Source organism: Microbacterium sp. 10M-3C3 (assembly GCF_003931875.1).
GTDB lineage: Bacteria > Actinomycetota > Actinomycetes > Actinomycetales > Microbacteriaceae > Microbacterium.
Map to the genome: position 1 here is coordinate 2,950,360 of NZ_CP034245.1, position 15,357 is coordinate 2,965,716.

Consider the following 15,357-nt stretch of genomic DNA (forward strand, 5'->3'; position numbering starts at 1 on the left):
GTGGCCAACTAACCTGCGACCATGGCCACCTCCGTGACGCCGTGGCCATCAATCCTGGAACTTTGGCCACCTCTCGTGAAAACGAACATTCATGAGCGGAACATCACGAAAACATAACAAGAAGGTCTTCCCTTCCGTTACCTCACCGTTATAGAGTCATCGCACGGTAGTCGTTTTGCTGTGGCGGCTACCGGCATGTGATTGCAGGACAACTCTTGGTGCAGGGACAAGGGCCGGCCGGAAGCCTCTCCGACCGGCCCTTTTCTCTGCTCGGCGTCATGTCGGAGGTTGGTGCGACAGTAAGCACATGATCGACACTGCGAGCATCGCTCATCCTGACGAGGATGACGCCGCGCTCGCGGGCATCGTGGACCGGCTCGTCGCGGCCGACGAAGCGCTCGCCGAGATCGAGGCGGCGAAAATCTGCGACCTCGCCGCCGCTCTGCGGATCGCGAACAAGCGTGCCGCTCACCAGTCGGCCGAGACGCGGATGCGCGAACTCGAAGAACGATCGATCGCCGCTGAGATCGGACTCGCGACCCGGGTCAACGACCGGGCGGTGCAGAACCGGATGCACGCGGCCCTGGAGCTGGTGGACGGCTACCCGGCGACCCTCGACGCGCTGGCCCAGAGTCGCATCTCGGCACGGCACGCGATGGTCATCGTCGAGACCGGACGGGCGCTGACCGACCCCGACACCCGCGCGCTGTACGAGGCGACGGTGCTGGAGCGGGCGCTGCGGGATACCGCGCCGCGGACGAGGGCGTTCGCCGAACAGGTCGTCGAAGAACTGCACCCCTGCTCGATCACGGAACGGCACCGGGAGGCGGTGAAGGGGCGGACGGTGTGGATGCAGCGCCGGGGCGAGGGCATGTCCGAACTGGGCATGATCGCGCCCACCGTCCTCGCCGAAGGCATCTGGGACCGGCTCACCCAGCAAGCCCACGAGATCAAAGCCGCGCAGGTCGCCGCGCCCGAGGGTGACACCGAGGATGACGACGCGGTCTACGACCAGCGGAACCTGGACCAGATCCGCGCGGACATCGCCATCGACCTGCTCCTGACCGGCGGACCCACCATCGACCCCACCACCGGCGCCATCACCGGCGCACTCGGCGGGCTCGCCGCCATCCAGGCCCGCGCGTCGATCGTCATCCCCGCGCTGACCGCCGCCGGGCTCGCCGACCGCGGCGCCACCCTCGACGGCGCCATTCCGATCGACGCCGACACCGCACGGTGCCTGCTGGCGGGAGCGGCGTCGTGGGAGCGGATCTTCACCCACCCCATCCACGGACACGTGCTCGCCACCGACACCTACCGGCGACCCGCGAACCTCGACCGCTACCTCGCCGCCCGCGACATCCACTGCCGCTTCCCCGGATGCCGACGCCCCGCCCGACACTGCGACCGCGACCACAACCGCGACTGGGCGCTCGGCGGCACGACCGACGCGTGCAACCTCGCCTGCCTCTGCAAACGCCACCACGCGCTGAAAACCGAGAAACCCTGGAAACCCGTCCAACAACGCGACGGCAGCATCCACTGGACCAGCCCCCTCGGACGATCGTCGACCGACCCACCCGAGCGATACGTCATCTTCCGCGACGAACCCGACCCCCCACCCGGCGACCCACCCTTCTGAACGCCCGTCGCCGTCTCGATGCGCGGCCACGGCTTGCCCCCTCCGGCGGCATACGGCGTGATTGACCTGCCGATGCTTCGCGAGAGCCCGTACGACGAGACCCACGCGAGCAGCTCGTCCTGCGAGAACACCGAGGGCATGTCGCCGTCGCAGTCCGTCCACGAGCGGAGCTTCTCCACGATCCACGCGGCGGTCTGTCCCGGACCTCGTCGGGACGCGGCGGCTCCCGCCGTCGCGCCGACGGACCGAGCCGAGGAGATCGACTGCACTTCCACAAAGCACGACCCGTCCAAGGCCGCCGGGCCTAGCGGAATAAGCTGCAGACCGGACAGGGTTCCAGCCTCATCAAGGCTGATTCGGAGGCCCTGCGCTATCTGGACGGCTGGTCACACCATCGCAACTGGGGTTCGAGCGACAAGCTCATCGACAATCGGGCCACCATCAACGACCGGCTCGCCGGCAAGCAGGTCTTCAACTCCGAGTGGGAGTTTCTGACGGGCGGTACGAATGAGACACGCATGGTCGAGACGGCACAGTCGATCATGAACTGGATGACCTTCATGGACGCCCCCACGTGGTACTGGCTGCACGCTCTCACGCCGACGTACAACTCGGAGTCGGAGGGGTATGGACTGGGACTGTGGCGCCCGAGCGACGATCCGATCGAGGCGGGCGATCCGTACGCCGACATCGCTCCCCAGCATTGGCGCCCGATCAAGACGAACTGGCACGGTGTCGCGCCCTTCGTCCAGCACCTGCCTTGGGACTCGACACGTCTGCAGGTAGACGAGAAGACGCTGCGTAAGAGTCAGCGGATCATGGCCTGGGAATCGCCGGACGGAAGCGCGGGGCTCGCGCTGACCAATCGATCGGGCCAGCCCCGCAGTCTCAGCGAACACCGTCAGATCGTCGACGCCATCGCGTCTCAAGATGCCCCTCGCGCCCGCGCGCTTACCGAGTCGCATCTCCGTAACGCCTACGCGGCACTCAGCCGCGCGAAGCGCTGACAGCGGGCGCCGAGAGTCACGACTGCCCCTCCGACGGGAAGGATCCACCGTCGCCCGCGACGCAGGCAGATCGCGACCACAACACGGTGATATGCCGTGCCGCGCCCGAGCGCGATACGCTCGTCGTCGGGGCCGATGTGGGTGGCGTCGACGACGCGACGGTAGACCCTCCCCCATCCGTTCCCTGGTCGCCGCGGTACTCGGCGGTGTTCTCGAGGACGGTGAACTTGGTGATCGACACGCGACCCGCTTGCTGGACTTCCGGGTCTGCGGCCAGGTTCCCGGTGATGAATCGAACGTACATGGCTGTACCTGCTTTCTTCTAGCGATTGGTGACTGGCGGAGAGGCCATTTTGCGGGCTGCGTTATTCGTCAAGAACGCAGTCAGCCGCTCGGGTCCCTTGAGCGAAGTCAAGGCCGCCCACCACGCCAGAGCGACAGCTCGTTCACATGATCTCGGCGACGCCCGCCGAAACCTCTGGAACCGGTTCTGCACTCGTTCGGGTTTCAATAGGGGTTTTGAGCACCCGAGCTTCCACCAAACTCGGGAGGCGAGCTGTGGAGTTGCTCGCTTGATGGCGGTGTTCTGTGATCGTTCGGTGGCGCCGGTCAGCTCCCGATGACGAGTACGCTGGCGGCGGCTTCGACGACGTCGTCGGTGATTGTCTCGAGTTCGTTGATCTTGAGGATGCGGTTGATCTGGGGGAACAAGCGCTCGAGGAGGCGGAAGTTTCCGCGGGTGATGCGTTCGATGGCGGCGACGGCTTGGGCGTCGGTGAAGTCGTCTGGGTTGAGGGTGCGTCCGAGGCGTGTCCAGTGTCGGTCGAGGACGAAGAGGAGTTCGTCTCGGCCAAGGGCGCGGTAGCGGTGGGAGAACCCGAGGCGGCTGTAGAGCTGGGGGTAGTGGCGGAAGCGTTGGTCGATGCCGGGCATGCCGATCAAGATGATCGCGAGATGGGTACGGTCGTGTTCGTCGCGAAGCAGCTCGAGCGCGGTGGGCGTGAGGCGCTCGGCTTCGTCGACGATGAGCAGTTCGACCCACCGTGTGGTGTCGGCGGTGTTCACTCCGGTGACTTTCCCGATGGTGCGGAGGTGCTCGTCGATACAGATGCCGACTTTGACACGCCATCTGCTGATGTCTCCCATGAGGTCTCTGGGTCGCGGGAGGACCTCGGGTGTGTAGAACACGGTGCGGGAGCGATGCGCGAGCGCGTAGTGTTTCGCGTCGTCCTCGCTCCTCGGGCCCCACGCGGTGATGAAAGGCTGGAGGGTGTCCCAGTTGGCGTAGCGGCGGGCGGAGTTGGTCTTTCCGACTCCAGCGTCACCGTGGCAGATGCCGATGGTGCGTTCCTTCTTCACCGCGTTCGCGAACTCGGTGAAGCGGCGGTGTTCCTTCGTGACGATGAAGCTCTGGGTCATCACTCCTCCTCGTAGGTGCGGAGTCGTTTCTTGGGCGGGGTCGAGTCCGCGAGGTGGGGTTCTTCGCGGTGGGCGATGGTGGGGATGCGGTCGTTGATGGTGCGGCGGAGTTCGTGGCGGCGGGCGCGGCGGGCGGCTTCGATGTCTCGGAGGCTGAGGCGGGTGTTGGGGTGGGCTTCGTCGACGGCGACGCAGATGAAGGTGCCGTGGTCGTAGACGCGGATCTCGGAGAGGTCGCGGGGGTCGTAGCGGATGGTGACTGCGTGTCCGACGAACGGTGCGAGGGTGGTCGCGAGATAGCGCTGGCCTTGGAAGTGGATGCCGTCTCGTTGCACGGTCCGATGCGTGGGCACGGTGAGCAGCAGGCCGTCGAGCTCGTTGAGGGTGTCGGGCATGCGGGGTATCCAGCCGTCCGCGACCCATGCGTCGCGTGGGGAGATGCCGAGCGCCTGATGGGTGCGCTGGTTGTAGGTCGCGATGAAGGCGCCGATCGCTCGGTCCAGGCCCGGGAGGTCGAGCACGGGCTGCGGGTTGCGGTTCCCGGGGCCGAGGTGGCCGGGGAGGGTTGGGAGGACTTCGGTGTTGATGGTGCCGAAGAATCGCTCGATTTTGCCGCGCCCCTGGGGCCTGCCGACGGTCGAGAAGATGAGCCGTAGGTGCAGCTCGATGGCGGTGCGTTCGAGGTGGTGGCTGGTGAAGTCGGAGCCGTGGTCGACGTGCAGCACATCGGGGATTCCGCACATCGCCCACGCGGGGTCGGTCTTTCGCCAGATCGCCTGCCGCAACGCGAGCGCGGTGTTCAGTGACGAGGGCGCTCCGGTGAAGACCATGTATCCGCAGATCGCGCGGGAGTGATCATCCATGACGGTTGTCAGCCAGGGCCGGTCGGGCTTCCCGTTCGCGCCGATGATGAGGATGTCGAGTTCGGTATGGTCGGCCTGCCAGATCTGGTTCGGCCGTTGTGCGCGACGGCGGAACACCAGCTCGTGACGATCGCGGTAGGACGCGGGACCCTCCAACGCGAGGGTGACGAGTGCGGGGTCGAGGGCCTGCACGATTTCTCGGACGGTCGCGTAGCTCGGCGCCGGCCTACTCTCGCGTAGGCACTCTTCGACGATGAGTCGATGCAGCGTCGCGATTGACGGACGAGGCCGGGTCAGGGCGAGCCGCTCGATGGCGGCGACGGTTGCGGGGTCAGTGCGTCGGCTGCCCTTGTCTCTTCGTGCGGTGTCGTCGAGTCCTGCGAGCCCGTGTTTCTCGTAGAGCTGATGCCAGCGTTGGAGCGTCCGCGTGCCGATGCCGCTCTCGCGGGCGAGGGCCGCGAGGGGGATCTGATCTTCGACGTGAAGTCGGAGGATCCGCCACCGCTCGAGGCCGTCCATGAGCCGCTACATCGCTGCGCTCTCGCGGGCCGCATGGACCTGCTGATGGCGGTAGAGCGTCGCGCGACTCCACCCGACGAGACGAGCGGCGTCCTCGGCGGTGCGGCCGCGCGCTCGCGCATCCGCGGCAATCGCGAGCTTGTCCGCGATCACGACCGGGTCCGACAGAGGCCGGCCAAACCGGGTCCCGTTCGCTCGGGCGGCTGCGATGCCGGCGTTGACCCGTTCGACGATGAGCTCCCGCTCGTACTCCGCGAGCGTGGCCAACATGTTCAACATCAGCCGGCCCGTCGACGTCGACGGATCGATGCCATCCGAGATCGACCGCACCTGCACGCCGCGCTCGCGCAGCAGATTCACGGTGTTCAGCACGTCGATCAGGGAGCGGCCGAGGCGGTCGACTCGCCAGACGACGACGGTGTCGCCGTCTTCGGCGTACTCGAGGAGCTTCTTCATCCCGGTCCGCTCGATCGCGGTCTTGCTCCCCGAGGTGACATCCGCGAAGACGTCGCGCTTTTGCACCCCGGCAGCAACGAGCGCGTCGAGCTGCAGCTGCGCGTCCTGACTCGACGTACTCACGCGCGTGTATCCGAGAAGCCTCACGAGCCCATTCTGACTCGGAAACACCCTTTATGACCCCTGCTGAGACGAATTATGGCGAGACGCCTTTCTGAGACGACGCGCATCCCGAGATTTCGGGCAAAGGGGCGCTGTCGAGGGCCACTTGGTCCGGCGTCTCAGAAAGCTACTGGTTTTTGAGGCGCGCGCCGATCCTCCGCTGTTGGAGCGTGGGTGAAGGGTTCAATCGGTCTGAACGACCGGTAGCCCCGTCGCGGCTGCGGCGTCTGCGAGCGAGCCGAGGTTGCGTACTTGGGTGAAGCCTGCGTCCTCCATGAGGTCGACGGCGGCTGCGGCGCGTTGACCTGAACGGCAGTAGACGACGTAGTCGGCGTGGGGGTCCAGGTCAGGGATTGCCGTTTGCAGCTCGCCGGCGGTGACGTCGAGCAGGAGTGCCCCATCGAGATGCCCTTCGGCGTGTTCGGCGGGTGTGCGGACGTCGATGACGATCGCATCCGAGCTAACCGCAGGTTGGGCGGTGGTCGGCGCGGTGCAACTCGTGAGCGCGAAGGCGGCGACGAGTGCGGTGACTGTAACGAGGGCGAAGCGACGCATGGGGTCCTTTCGGGGGTTTGGGGTTAGAGGTTGCAGGAGCGGTCGGCGCAGTGATGTGTGGGGTGTCGGCTGAGACGGCGGTGGAGGTGGCAGCCCGCGCACCAGCCGAAGATCGCTTCCAGGGCTAGGAGGATGAAGCAGACACCGCACAGGGCGAGTACCCCCTGGAGGGGGATAGCGCCGGAGCCCAGCGCGACGCATGAGACTGTGGCGATGCCGACGGCTAGCCACCACGCGAAGGCCTTCTGCGGGGCGCCGACCCAGCGCGGGAAGTGGGAGCGGCTCGCGAGTCGTCCCAACGCCAGGGTGATCGACAACCGATCACTGACGAGGAGACGGGTCAGCATGTCGAGCAGGAAGAACATTCCGAACATCTGCAGCGGGCGAGTCGTCCCGAACGCGAGTGCGGCGGTGGCGGCGAGAAGTCCGAGCGTCAGCAGGAGACCGGCCGCGATCCGGACCGCACGTTCATCGATGACAGGCCCCTGGTAGCCCTCGATGAGGGCACCAACGCGCGGGAGGACGACAGCGGGGGTGACGGACATGAGCGATTCCCGGAGGGTCATAGAAGAGGTGCGAGGCGCAGGATCGTCGCTGTGAGCATGATGATGCCCACGCCCAGGACGAAGAAGCCGAAGCTTTTGCGGAGCGTGGGGGCGGACAACTTTCTGGCGAGCAGCATCCCGGCGACGGAGCCGACAACGGCGAAGGCGGTGAAAGGAAGAACGGTTTCCCATGGGATCGCGGTGGCGAACACCTGTGCGGCGAGTCCTGCGGTGGAGTTCAGTGCGATGACGAGGAGTGATGTGCTGGTGGCCGCGGCGATGGGCAGACCGAAGATCAGCAGCGCGGGGACGATGAGGAAACCACCTCCCGCCCCGAGCAGCCCCGTGAGGAACCCCACAGACACCCCCATGATCACGACGCGCAGGACATGAGAGCTGCGCGCGCGAGGTCGCTCGGGTGGGGCGGGTGTGCGACGGCCGCGGATCATCGCGAGTGCCGTGGCGATCATGATGCCGCTGAAGAGAATGGCGAGGAGGGAGTCGGGCACGAACCGCCCCAGAGATGCACCGCCGAGCCCGCCGAGCATCCCTGTCGCCCCGAACGCGACACCGACCCCCCATTTCACGGTCCCCGTTCGCGCGCGTATCAGGACGGCGATGGCGCTGGTCACTGCGACCACGAAGAGCGAAGACGCGATCGCCTCTCGCGTTCCCATGCCCAATATCAGGGTGAGGACGGGGACGGCGAGGATTGAGCCGCCTCCGCCGAGGAGCCCGAGCGCGACGCCGACCACGGTCGCGAGGATCATCGCGGTGATGATGGGCAAGGTCAGTCGGGCTCCTCGAGGGGTCAGGCGGCGTTCGCGGCGGGCTGCGCCGTTGCGGCGAGCCAGGCGCGGTAGCTGCCGTCGATCTCGATGACGTCGTGACCGGCTCGACGCAGGGCGCTGGCGACGACGCTGTTGCGGACGCCGCTCTGGCAGTAAGTGAGGATGACGCCCGAGCTGGGGAGCTCATCGGTGTGCCAGAGAGCGCGACCGCCGGAGAGTTGGGCGGCACCGGGGATGTGTCCCGCGTTGTATTCGGTGCGGTTGCGCACATCGAGCAGGAGGGCGTGCTCCACCTGGTCGATGTCCGTGGGGGCGATGGTCTTCGGCTGAACGAGCCGCAGTCCGTCGAGGGTGTCGGTGAAGCCGTGGACAGCGTCGATCCCCACCCGCAGCAGGTGGTCGCGGAACCGCCCGGCCGCGTCAGTCGAGTCGGCCAGAATGACGAGGGGGCGTGTTTCCGTCTCAGGGTCGTAGACCCAGGCGGCGTAGCTGGCGGCTTTCGCTTCGCCGGGGACGTTGAGCGCGCCGGGCACGGTGCCCTGGTGTACCTGCGCGTGGTGGCGGGTGTCGATGAGGATGACGCTGTCTTCCTCCAGCGCAGCGGACAGGTCGGAGGCGTCGATTTGCGGCAGCGGTGCGAGCTTGCCCAGCAGAGCGGGCCCGGTGCGGTTCTGCCGCTTCATCCGGGCGAAGTAGGCGTGCGCATCAGGTTGATCATCGAGGAGGGAGTTGATGAAGCCCTGCTCGTCGCCGGCGGCCAGGTACGGTGCCCACCAGGCAAAGCGTCGCTCGTATCCGACCGTGGAGGTGGGGACAGCGCCGAGGGCCTTGCCGCAGGCCGAGCCGGACCCGTGTGCGGGGAGCACCTGGACGTAGTCCGGGAGGGTGAGGAAACGGTCGCGAAGGCTGGCGAACAGATCGCGCGCGCCCTGGAAGCGGGTGTCGATACCGCCGGCGGCTTCATCCAGCAGGTCGGGGCGGCCGATGTCGCCGACGAAGACGAAGTCGCCGCTGAGGAAGTAGCCCGGGTCGGAGGTGGCGGCTCCATCGGTGACGAGGAAGGAAAGGTGCTCGGGGGTGTGGCCGGGGGTGTGCACTGCTTCGAGGGCGATGTTGCCGAGGGTGATGCGCTGACCGTGCACCATCCGGGTGGCGTCATCGAATCCGGAACCGTACTGCCAGTCGGGCCCGCCCTCGGCGGAGACGTACATCGTCGCTCCCGTGCGGGCAGCGAGTTCGCGGGTGCCGGAGAGGTAGTCGGCGTGGATGTGAGTCTCGGTGACGGCAGTGATGGTCATGCCATGCTTCGCGGCGAGGTCGAGATAGACCTGCACGTCGCGGCGGGGATCGACCACAATCGCTTCACCGTTCCGCTGGCAACCGATCAGGTAGCTGGCGTGCGCGAGGTCGTCGTCATACAAGCGTTCGAGGAGCACGGGGATCTGCTTTCGCGGGGTCAGTGCGCGCAGGTGCAGCGCTGGTCTTCGGGAACGTCGGCGAGGGCGTCGTCGATGTGTTGGCCGCAGCCGGCCCACGTGGGCTTGCCGCAGGAGGGGCAGGTGATTTGAGCGCACACGGTCAGGCAGCCGTCTCGGCAGCCGCGATCTGGCGGCGGACATCATCCATGTCCAGCTCGCGGGCTTTGGTGATCAGTTGCTCGAGCTGCGGGGCAGGCAGAGCACCGGGCTGCTTGTACACCAGCACGCCATCGCGGATCACCATCAGCGTCGGGATCGAGGTGATGCGGTGAGCCGAGGACAACTCAGCTTCCGCTTCGGTGTCCACTTTCGCGAACACGATGTCGGGGTGCTTCTCCGACGCCGCCTCGAATACCGGAGCGAACGAGCGGCACGGGCCGCACCAGGCCGCCCAGAAGTCGATGAGGACGATCCCGTCTGCCTGGACGGCCGGGCCGAAGGTCTCGTTCGTGAGCTCAGTGGTGGCCATCGTCGGTCACCGCCCGAACAGGCGCGAGAAGAACCCGCCCTGCTTCGACTGTGCAGCCTGCACCTCACCGCGCGTGTGGTTGCCATTGCACCACTGCGACGCGGGCACCGACGCGCGTACCGAAGACACGTGCTGGCCGCAGCCCGCCCACGTCGTCTTCCCACAGGTCCGGCACTTCGTAGCTCGACACATGTTCTCTCCCTTTCCGGCGATACCCCAGGGGGTATATCTGAACCTGGACGCCCAGGATACTCCGGGGGGTATAGTTGTTGTCAACTCGACGGAAGGAACCGCTCATGGGCAGTGACCCGCAAGGCCCTGACTCGCTGCTGCACGATCAGGAGGCGAAGCGAAAGGTGCTCAACCGTCTGAAGCGTGCGCAAGGACAGCTCGCCGCGGTGATCGGCGCCGTTGAAAACGACGCACACTGCCGCGACGTCGTTCAGCAGCTCTCCGCCGTCTCTAAAGCTCTGGATCGGGCCGGCTTCCTCGTCATCTCCACCGCTCTTCGCGACTGCATGACCACGCCGGAGGCGGATAACGTCACCAACCCCGACGAGCTGGAAAAGCTCTTCCTCTCCCTCGCCTGATGACCACGCGAAACACGCTCGTCATCCACGTCTTCGCCGAGGACGCCGCGGTTCTCACCGCCGCGCTGCGCGTTGCCCGAAACGCCGTTGACGATCTCAGTCCCGACGGCATCGTGCAGCTCGTCGTCCAGGGCGGCGCGGTGCGGGGCCTGGTCGCGGACGGTGCCTATCGAGACGATCTCGTCGCAACGATCCGCAGTGCGGGCGTACAGGTGCTGGCGTGTCAGAACAGCATGAGCCGAGAAGACGTGGACGCTGATTCTTTGCTCGAGGGGGTGTCAACCGTTGCCGCGGCCGTGGGCTACCTCGCTCAACAACAATGGGCAGGCGCCGCCTACGTACGACTGTGATGCATCCAGCACCTGTCACGCCATCCGCACGCACCGGTATCGCAGCTGTGACCTCTTCTGCGTGATGGCAACTAGTCCGAGAGCGACATTTCTGCGCAAAACTCTGAAGTCCCACCGACGAGCATCCCTCCAGCAAGGCGGCCCAGCCCCGACCTGAGCCCTGCGAGAACCGAGCTGCTGTAGACACGTCACGTAGCGAAGTCAGAACGCCGCCACGGAGCGCTGTTATTCACAGGAGGCGAGCTGCGTGGCCGCGGCGCTGTTCAGAATCGATCGTTTTCGGACGGTCACTTCGCATCGGTGAGGCCCGATATGATCGGTCTGTGCCGATGACAACCGATCTGACCGCTGCTGTATCGCTCTTCCACTCGCTTGCCGACCACAGCCGCTTATCAATACTGCGGCGACTGTCGATGGGCGAGGCTCGGGTGAGGGACCTCACCGACGAGCTTGGGCTAGCGCAATCCACCGTGTCGGAGCACGTCGGGTGCCTCCGCGAATGCGGACTTGTTGTCGCCCGCGGCGAAGGCCGACAGAACTTTTACTCCGTCTCCACTCCGGAAGTCATTGACGTCCTGGAAACCGCCGAGCGGCTTCTCGCCACGACCGGCTACAAAGTTGATCTGTGCGAGACCTATGGGCGTGATGGCCGATGATCGGGACCATCGCCGCTGCCATCGGCCTGTTCGCAGCCACGAACATCGACGACATCGTCGTCCTCACGGTGCTGTTTCTCGCATCGACGCGCGGGGCTCTTCCAGGATGGAAGGTAGTTGCAGGACAGTACCTCGGGTTCATCGCCCTAGTGGCGATCAGCGTCATCGCCGCCGCTGGCCTCACCATCGTCCCCGACGAATGGGTCGGGTTCTTGGGCCTGATTCCACTTGCAATTGGTATCTATGGACTGATCCGAACCCTCCGGCACCGCGGTGACGATGACGATGACGAAAGCGCGATCAGCGCGGGGGGCTTGCTAGGAGTCGCGGGCATCACGATTGCCAACGGCGCCGACAACATTTCGCTCTATACGCCGGTTTTCCGCACCAACCCCGTTCCGGACACCATCGTCACACTCATCGTGTTCTTGGTGCTCGTCGCTGTGTGGTGCGTCGTCGCACGCTTCGTCGGCACGAACAAGGCGGTCACCGAGGCTCTTGAAAAGATCGAGCACTGGCTCGTGCCCGCCGTCTTCATCGGGCTTGGCCTGTACATCCTGATCGAGTCTGGCGTGGTCCTCCGCCTCATCGACGTTCTGTCATGACCACGGTGGCCCGCCTCGCTGTCGCTGCAGTCACTGTTGCTGCCGCCTTCGCGGTCGACCAATTCACGAAGGCCTGGGCGCTGTCCTCTCTCGGCAATGGCCAGAAGATCGAGCTCGGCCTTGGGGTAACCCTTCGTCTCGTATTCAACCCCGGCGTCGCCTTCGGGCTCGGGGGTGACGTGGGAGCACCGCTCGTCATCGGCATCATGGCGCTCACCAGCGGACTTCTCGCGTGGATAGTCATCCGAGTTGTCCGAGGGCGCAACATGGGCGCCACCGCCTTCCTGGCCGTCGCGGCCGGCGGTGCGATCGGCAACCTGTGGGACCGCACCACGCGCGCTCAAACCGGACCACTTAGCGGAGAGGTCGTCGACTTCATCGGCGTCGACTGGTTTGCCATCTTCAATATGGCTGACGTGTTCACTACGCTGGGCCTTCTCGGGTGGGCCGTTCTGCTCCTGGTGCAACGCGACGACACTCACACCCCTGCCTCCTCCGAAAACGCGTCCTCCTGTTCGCCGGCGGGGTCGCCCTTGACCGCAGTCAAATCACCGTCGACGACACCGCCTGGATGAACGCGATGATCCCCCACCACTCCCTCGCCATCACCCGGGTCGTAGTGGTCGTTCGAGGTGATGACGTCTCCTGTTCGGATGGGAGCGGATGCGGGTCGTGTTCACAGGGCGACTGCGAACCTGGGCCGACTTAGAGAGCAGCAAGAAGGTCGGTGCATGCCTGCTCGCAGCGGCGGCAGGATTCGGCGCACACGCGGCAGTGCTCGTGCATGTCTGCGTGCTGTTCGCACTCGGCGGCACAGGACGCGCAGGCGGTGCGGCAGGCTTCGAGCAAGGCGCGAACTGTCGCGACATCCGGCGCGGTTTGGCGGGAAAGCACTGCACCGGTGACGGCGCAGATATCTGCGCAGTCCGAGTTCTTCCGAATGCACGCAACGAGCTCCGCGACCATGTCTTCTCCGAGGCATGCATCTGCGCAGGCGGTACATGCCTGGGCGCATTCGACGCACGCCTCGATGCAGCGCAGAAGGGCGTCCTGTGCTGCGGCGAAACCGACTTTCGGGTGGGTGGCGAGCATTTGATCTGCAACAGTCATGGCGGCTTTCCTTTCTTCGGGGTCTTCCCCCGGTGCGGTCACGCTAGAGCGAGGTCGAGGATCGACGGAGGGGCTTGTGGTCTTTCGATGAGTGGTTGGTAGGCGGAGGGCAGCAGGCTGAGTCCGCTGTCGTCGACGATGAGGATGTCGCCAGCGTCGGTAATGGCGATTGCCTGCGCGGAGCCGTGCGCCGTGGCGATGTTTCGCCACGATGGATCGCGTGTCGTGCTCCTCCACAAGCTGCCTTTGCTTCCCACGCCGATCAGTTGCTGGCCGTCCGGGGACACAGCGATGAGGGACATGATCGGGCGGTCTGGCAGCGGTCCGAACGTCGCCCCTTGGTCGGTACTGACCTGAGGCCCGTCGGGCGTCGCGGCGATGATGCGTCCGGTGGCGTCGACGACCAGTGCGAAGGACAGCAGGGTTGCGCCCGTGGAAGACCACGTGGCGCCGCGGTCCGTGCTTGCCAGCATCTGGGCGCTACCGGTTTCTTGTCCGTACAGGGTGCCGTCCGGTGCGGCGGTGAGGACGTGAAAGTCTTTCTCGCCGGTGAACGCCACCGGCTCCCATGTCGTGCCGCCGTCGCTGCTGCGGATGATGCCGAGGTTCCCTTCCCCAAGCTCCCCGGGGGTGCCTCGGCCGGGATGGCCGGAGGCGATGAGAGTGTCGTCGACAGCGGTGAGGCCCATCGCGTCGAAGCCGTAGCTGCCGACGCGGGAGCCGAGTTGCCCGTCAGCGGTGGCGGCGTAGAGGCCCTCGTGGGTGCCGAGAAGGAAGCCGTCATCGTCTGGCGCGGGCACGATCGCGTGAACGTGAGACAGCGCCGTGTCGGTGTGGTCGCTGCCGGTCGATGGCGGTTCGGCTGCGGCGCAGCCGGTGAGCAGCAAGCTGGTGAGCGCGACGAAGCTCGCCGTCGCGCGCAGGTGGATGCGCATTCGCACCCTTTCGATTCCAGGGTGAGGACGCCCTACCGGGGCGTCCTCACCGGTGGGGTGCGTTAGAGCTGCGCGAGCAGTTCCTGCATCTTGGCAATTTCGGCGGTCTGCGTGTCGACGATGGTCTGCGCCATCGCGACCGCGTCAGCGTTCTGGCCGTTGTCGACTTCGTCCTGGGCCATCTGGATCGCGCCTTCATGGTGCATCGTCATCTGCTCGAGGAACAGCCGGGACGCCTCGGCGCCGGTGGCGGCTTCCAGCGCGGCCATGTCGTCCTCGCTCATCATGCCGCCGCCGTGGTCCATGCCTTCCATGCTGTCCATATCGGGCATGTCGGCGCCCCACTCGGTCAGCCAGGACTGCAGCTGGTCGATCTCGGGCTGCTGGGCGGCCTTGATGTCCGAGGCCAGGGTCAGCACACCCGGGTCGATGCCCTCCTTGTCCAGGATCATGTCAGCCATCTCGACGGCCTGCTGATGGTGGGGGATCATCATCTGCGCGAACATCACATCCGCGTCGTTGAAGTCCGCCGTTACCGTGGACGATGAGGACGGGGACGAGCTGCTGCCGTGGTCCATGCCAGGCATGGACTCCGAGCCGGAGCCGTCGGCGCAGCCGGCGAGGGTGAGGGCGGCGGCGAGGGTGAGCGCAGCGGTCGCTGCGGTACGAATCTTCATCAGGGTTCTCCAAATACAGGGGTAGGTGAACGAACACCGGTCGCATCGACAGGTGCGTAAAGGCGGAGCCGGCAGGAGTGCGCCGGCTCGGCCGCATCACCTACGACTGATGCAGAGAGCTGTGAGAGAAGGCGGCCGCGGCCTCGGCCTGCCGGGAAGCGCGGCACTGAGTGGCCGCGGGCGCGGCAGGACCGACAACCACACCTGGCTCGGGCGGAGTCGGGCCAGCAGCACGCTAGCCAGCAGTGCCAGCACACACGCCATGGCCAACATGTCGGCGTGGCCTGAGCCACAATCCGCACACCCTTCGTCCGTCACGGTGGCACCGGAATGGTGATCATCCGCGGTGGCGCTGGCGGTGGCGACGGTGGCTTGGTGGCCGGTGTTGGCGGCGGTGTGGGTGTTGAGGGAGTGCATGGCCAGCAGGCCGACGATGACCGCGCCGGTCAACGCGATAAGCAGCAGCAGCGTGCGGGCCATGGATCGACTGGCGTGGAGCCGGTCTGTCAGTGTGATCAGCGACATGTC

At 66.1% G+C, this 15,357-nt stretch carries 19 protein-coding genes; 7 read left to right on the plus strand and 12 right to left on the minus strand.

Going from position 1 to position 15,357, the window contains the following annotated elements; genetic code table 11:
• Positions 1-307 precede the first annotated feature (307 nt).
• Positions 308-1,642, plus strand: coding sequence for an HNH endonuclease signature motif containing protein (locus tag EI169_RS14320; RefSeq protein ID WP_125132941.1), 1,335 nt, complete (start codon positions 308-310; stop codon positions 1,640-1,642).
• A 518-nt stretch (positions 1,643-2,160) separates the two neighbouring features.
• The gene (locus tag EI169_RS14325; protein WP_125132942.1) at positions 2,161-2,649 is read left to right on the plus strand and encodes an FCD domain-containing protein; all 489 of its coding nucleotides are present in this window, start codon (positions 2,161-2,163) and stop codon (positions 2,647-2,649) included.
• A 609-nt stretch (positions 2,650-3,258) separates the two neighbouring features.
• Here the strand turns inward: EI169_RS14325 and EI169_RS14330 are convergent.
• The 8 genes from EI169_RS14330 to trxA all read right to left on the minus strand — a co-directional run bounded on the left by EI169_RS14330 (position 3,259) and on the right by trxA (position 9,906).
• Positions 3,259-4,068, minus strand: coding sequence for an AAA family ATPase (locus EI169_RS14330; protein ID WP_016463902.1), 810 nt, complete (start codon positions 4,066-4,068; stop codon positions 3,259-3,261).
• On the minus strand, positions 4,068-5,450 hold the full coding sequence (locus EI169_RS14335) for a Mu transposase C-terminal domain-containing protein (RefSeq protein WP_164515510.1): 1,383 nt from the start codon (positions 5,448-5,450) through the stop codon (positions 4,068-4,070). Before EI169_RS14335 ends, EI169_RS14330 begins: the two co-directional genes overlap by 1 nt.
• A gap of 6 nt (positions 5,451-5,456) precedes the next feature.
• Complete coding sequence (locus EI169_RS16640; RefSeq protein WP_036282733.1) at positions 5,457-6,053, minus strand: recombinase family protein; 597 nt, start codon at positions 6,051-6,053, stop codon at positions 5,457-5,459.
• 198 nt (positions 6,054-6,251) lie between these two features.
• Positions 6,252-6,623 (minus strand): rhodanese-like domain-containing protein, encoded by a 372-nt coding sequence (locus tag EI169_RS14340; protein WP_016463905.1) that lies wholly within the window; start codon positions 6,621-6,623, stop codon positions 6,252-6,254.
• A gap of 23 nt (positions 6,624-6,646) precedes the next feature.
• Positions 6,647-7,168: a DUF4395 family protein gene (locus EI169_RS14345; protein ID WP_036282995.1), complete on the minus strand. Its 522-nt coding sequence runs from the start codon at positions 7,166-7,168 to the stop codon at positions 6,647-6,649.
• 17 nt (positions 7,169-7,185) lie between these two features.
• On the minus strand, positions 7,186-7,938 hold the full coding sequence (locus EI169_RS14350) for a sulfite exporter TauE/SafE family protein (RefSeq protein WP_036282997.1): 753 nt from the start codon (positions 7,936-7,938) through the stop codon (positions 7,186-7,188).
• 41 nt (positions 7,939-7,979) lie between these two features.
• A complete protein-coding gene (locus tag EI169_RS14355; RefSeq protein WP_016463908.1) occupies positions 7,980-9,395 on the minus strand; it encodes an MBL fold metallo-hydrolase in 1,416 nt (471 codons plus the stop codon).
• 142 nt (positions 9,396-9,537) lie between these two features.
• Complete coding sequence (gene trxA / locus EI169_RS14360; protein WP_016463909.1) at positions 9,538-9,906, minus strand: thioredoxin; 369 nt, start codon at positions 9,904-9,906, stop codon at positions 9,538-9,540.
• 296 nt (positions 9,907-10,202) lie between these two features.
• On the opposite strand from trxA, the gene EI169_RS14370 reads away from it, so the two are divergent.
• The 5 genes from EI169_RS14370 (at position 10,203) to EI169_RS14390 (ending at position 12,682) form a co-directional block, all read left to right on the plus strand.
• Entirely contained in the window at positions 10,203-10,496 is a 294-nt protein-coding gene (locus EI169_RS14370) for a metal-sensitive transcriptional regulator (protein ID WP_016463910.1), read from the plus strand.
• Positions 10,496-10,846 carry a hypothetical protein gene (locus EI169_RS14375; protein ID WP_016463911.1) on the plus strand — a complete coding sequence of 117 codons (351 nt, stop codon included), beginning with the start codon at positions 10,496-10,498 and terminating at the stop codon, positions 10,844-10,846. Before EI169_RS14370 ends, EI169_RS14375 begins: the two co-directional genes overlap by 1 nt.
• Positions 10,847-11,175: 329 nt before the next feature.
• Positions 11,176-11,502, plus strand: a complete 327-nt coding sequence (locus EI169_RS14380) for a metalloregulator ArsR/SmtB family transcription factor (RefSeq protein WP_125133506.1) — start codon at positions 11,176-11,178, stop codon at positions 11,500-11,502.
• Positions 11,499-12,107: a cadmium resistance transporter gene (locus EI169_RS14385; RefSeq protein WP_125132944.1), complete on the plus strand. Its 609-nt coding sequence runs from the start codon at positions 11,499-11,501 to the stop codon at positions 12,105-12,107. Before EI169_RS14380 ends, EI169_RS14385 begins: the two co-directional genes overlap by 4 nt.
• Positions 12,104-12,682, plus strand: coding sequence for a signal peptidase II (locus EI169_RS14390; protein ID WP_125132945.1), 579 nt, complete (start codon positions 12,104-12,106; stop codon positions 12,680-12,682). Before EI169_RS14385 ends, EI169_RS14390 begins: the two co-directional genes overlap by 4 nt.
• Before the next feature lie 130 nt (positions 12,683-12,812).
• On the opposite strand, the gene EI169_RS14400 is transcribed toward EI169_RS14390, so the two are convergent.
• From EI169_RS14400 to EI169_RS14415, 4 genes are all read right to left on the minus strand, one after another.
• Entirely contained in the window at positions 12,813-13,217 is a 405-nt protein-coding gene (locus EI169_RS14400; RefSeq protein WP_125132946.1) for a four-helix bundle copper-binding protein, read from the minus strand.
• Between the two features lie 38 nt (positions 13,218-13,255).
• Positions 13,256-14,152, minus strand: coding sequence for a F510_1955 family glycosylhydrolase (locus tag EI169_RS16715; protein WP_205783825.1), 897 nt, complete (start codon positions 14,150-14,152; stop codon positions 13,256-13,258).
• Between the two features lie 62 nt (positions 14,153-14,214).
• The gene (locus tag EI169_RS14410) at positions 14,215-14,829 is read right to left on the minus strand and encodes a DUF305 domain-containing protein (RefSeq protein ID WP_125132947.1); all 615 of its coding nucleotides are present in this window, start codon (positions 14,827-14,829) and stop codon (positions 14,215-14,217) included.
• 96 nt (positions 14,830-14,925) lie between these two features.
• The gene (locus tag EI169_RS14415) at positions 14,926-15,354 is read right to left on the minus strand and encodes a DUF6153 family protein (protein ID WP_125132948.1); all 429 of its coding nucleotides are present in this window, start codon (positions 15,352-15,354) and stop codon (positions 14,926-14,928) included.
• Between the last annotated feature and the right edge of the window lie 3 nt (positions 15,355-15,357).

Bases quoted from the DNA above. Each gene is read 5' to 3' on its own strand.
- EI169_RS14340 (WP_016463905.1), bottom strand. From the start codon at position 6,623: ATGCGTCGCTTCGCCCTCGTTACAGTCACCGCACTCGTCGCCGCCTTC.
- EI169_RS14410 (WP_125132947.1), bottom strand. From the start codon at position 14,829: ATGAAGATTCGTACCGCAGCGACCGCTGCGCTCACCCTCGCCGCCGCC.
- EI169_RS14375 (WP_016463911.1), top strand. From the start codon at position 10,496: ATGACCACGCGAAACACGCTCGTCATCCACGTCTTCGCCGAGGACGCC.
- trxA (WP_016463909.1), bottom strand. From the start codon at position 9,906: ATGGCCACCACTGAGCTCACGAACGAGACCTTCGGCCCGGCCGTCCAG.
- EI169_RS14370 (WP_016463910.1), top strand. From the start codon at position 10,203: ATGGGCAGTGACCCGCAAGGCCCTGACTCGCTGCTGCACGATCAGGAG.
- EI169_RS14325 (WP_125132942.1), top strand. From the start codon at position 2,161: ATGGTCGAGACGGCACAGTCGATCATGAACTGGATGACCTTCATGGAC.
- EI169_RS14380 (WP_125133506.1), top strand. From the start codon at position 11,176: ATGACAACCGATCTGACCGCTGCTGTATCGCTCTTCCACTCGCTTGCC.
- EI169_RS14345 (WP_036282995.1), bottom strand. From the start codon at position 7,168: ATGTCCGTCACCCCCGCTGTCGTCCTCCCGCGCGTTGGTGCCCTCATC.
- EI169_RS14415 (WP_125132948.1), bottom strand. From the start codon at position 15,354: ATGTCGCTGATCACACTGACAGACCGGCTCCACGCCAGTCGATCCATG.
- EI169_RS14400 (WP_125132946.1), bottom strand. From the start codon at position 13,217: ATGACTGTTGCAGATCAAATGCTCGCCACCCACCCGAAAGTCGGTTTC.
- EI169_RS14390 (WP_125132945.1), top strand. From the start codon at position 12,104: ATGACCACGGTGGCCCGCCTCGCTGTCGCTGCAGTCACTGTTGCTGCC.
- EI169_RS14330 (WP_016463902.1), bottom strand. From the start codon at position 4,068: ATGACCCAGAGCTTCATCGTCACGAAGGAACACCGCCGCTTCACCGAG.
- EI169_RS16715 (WP_205783825.1), bottom strand. From the start codon at position 14,152: ATGCGCATCCACCTGCGCGCGACGGCGAGCTTCGTCGCGCTCACCAGC.
- EI169_RS14320 (WP_125132941.1), top strand. From the start codon at position 308: ATGATCGACACTGCGAGCATCGCTCATCCTGACGAGGATGACGCCGCG.
- EI169_RS14350 (WP_036282997.1), bottom strand. From the start codon at position 7,938: ATGATCCTCGCGACCGTGGTCGGCGTCGCGCTCGGGCTCCTCGGCGGA.
- EI169_RS14385 (WP_125132944.1), top strand. From the start codon at position 11,499: ATGATCGGGACCATCGCCGCTGCCATCGGCCTGTTCGCAGCCACGAAC.
- EI169_RS14335 (WP_164515510.1), bottom strand. From the start codon at position 5,450: ATGGACGGCCTCGAGCGGTGGCGGATCCTCCGACTTCACGTCGAAGAT.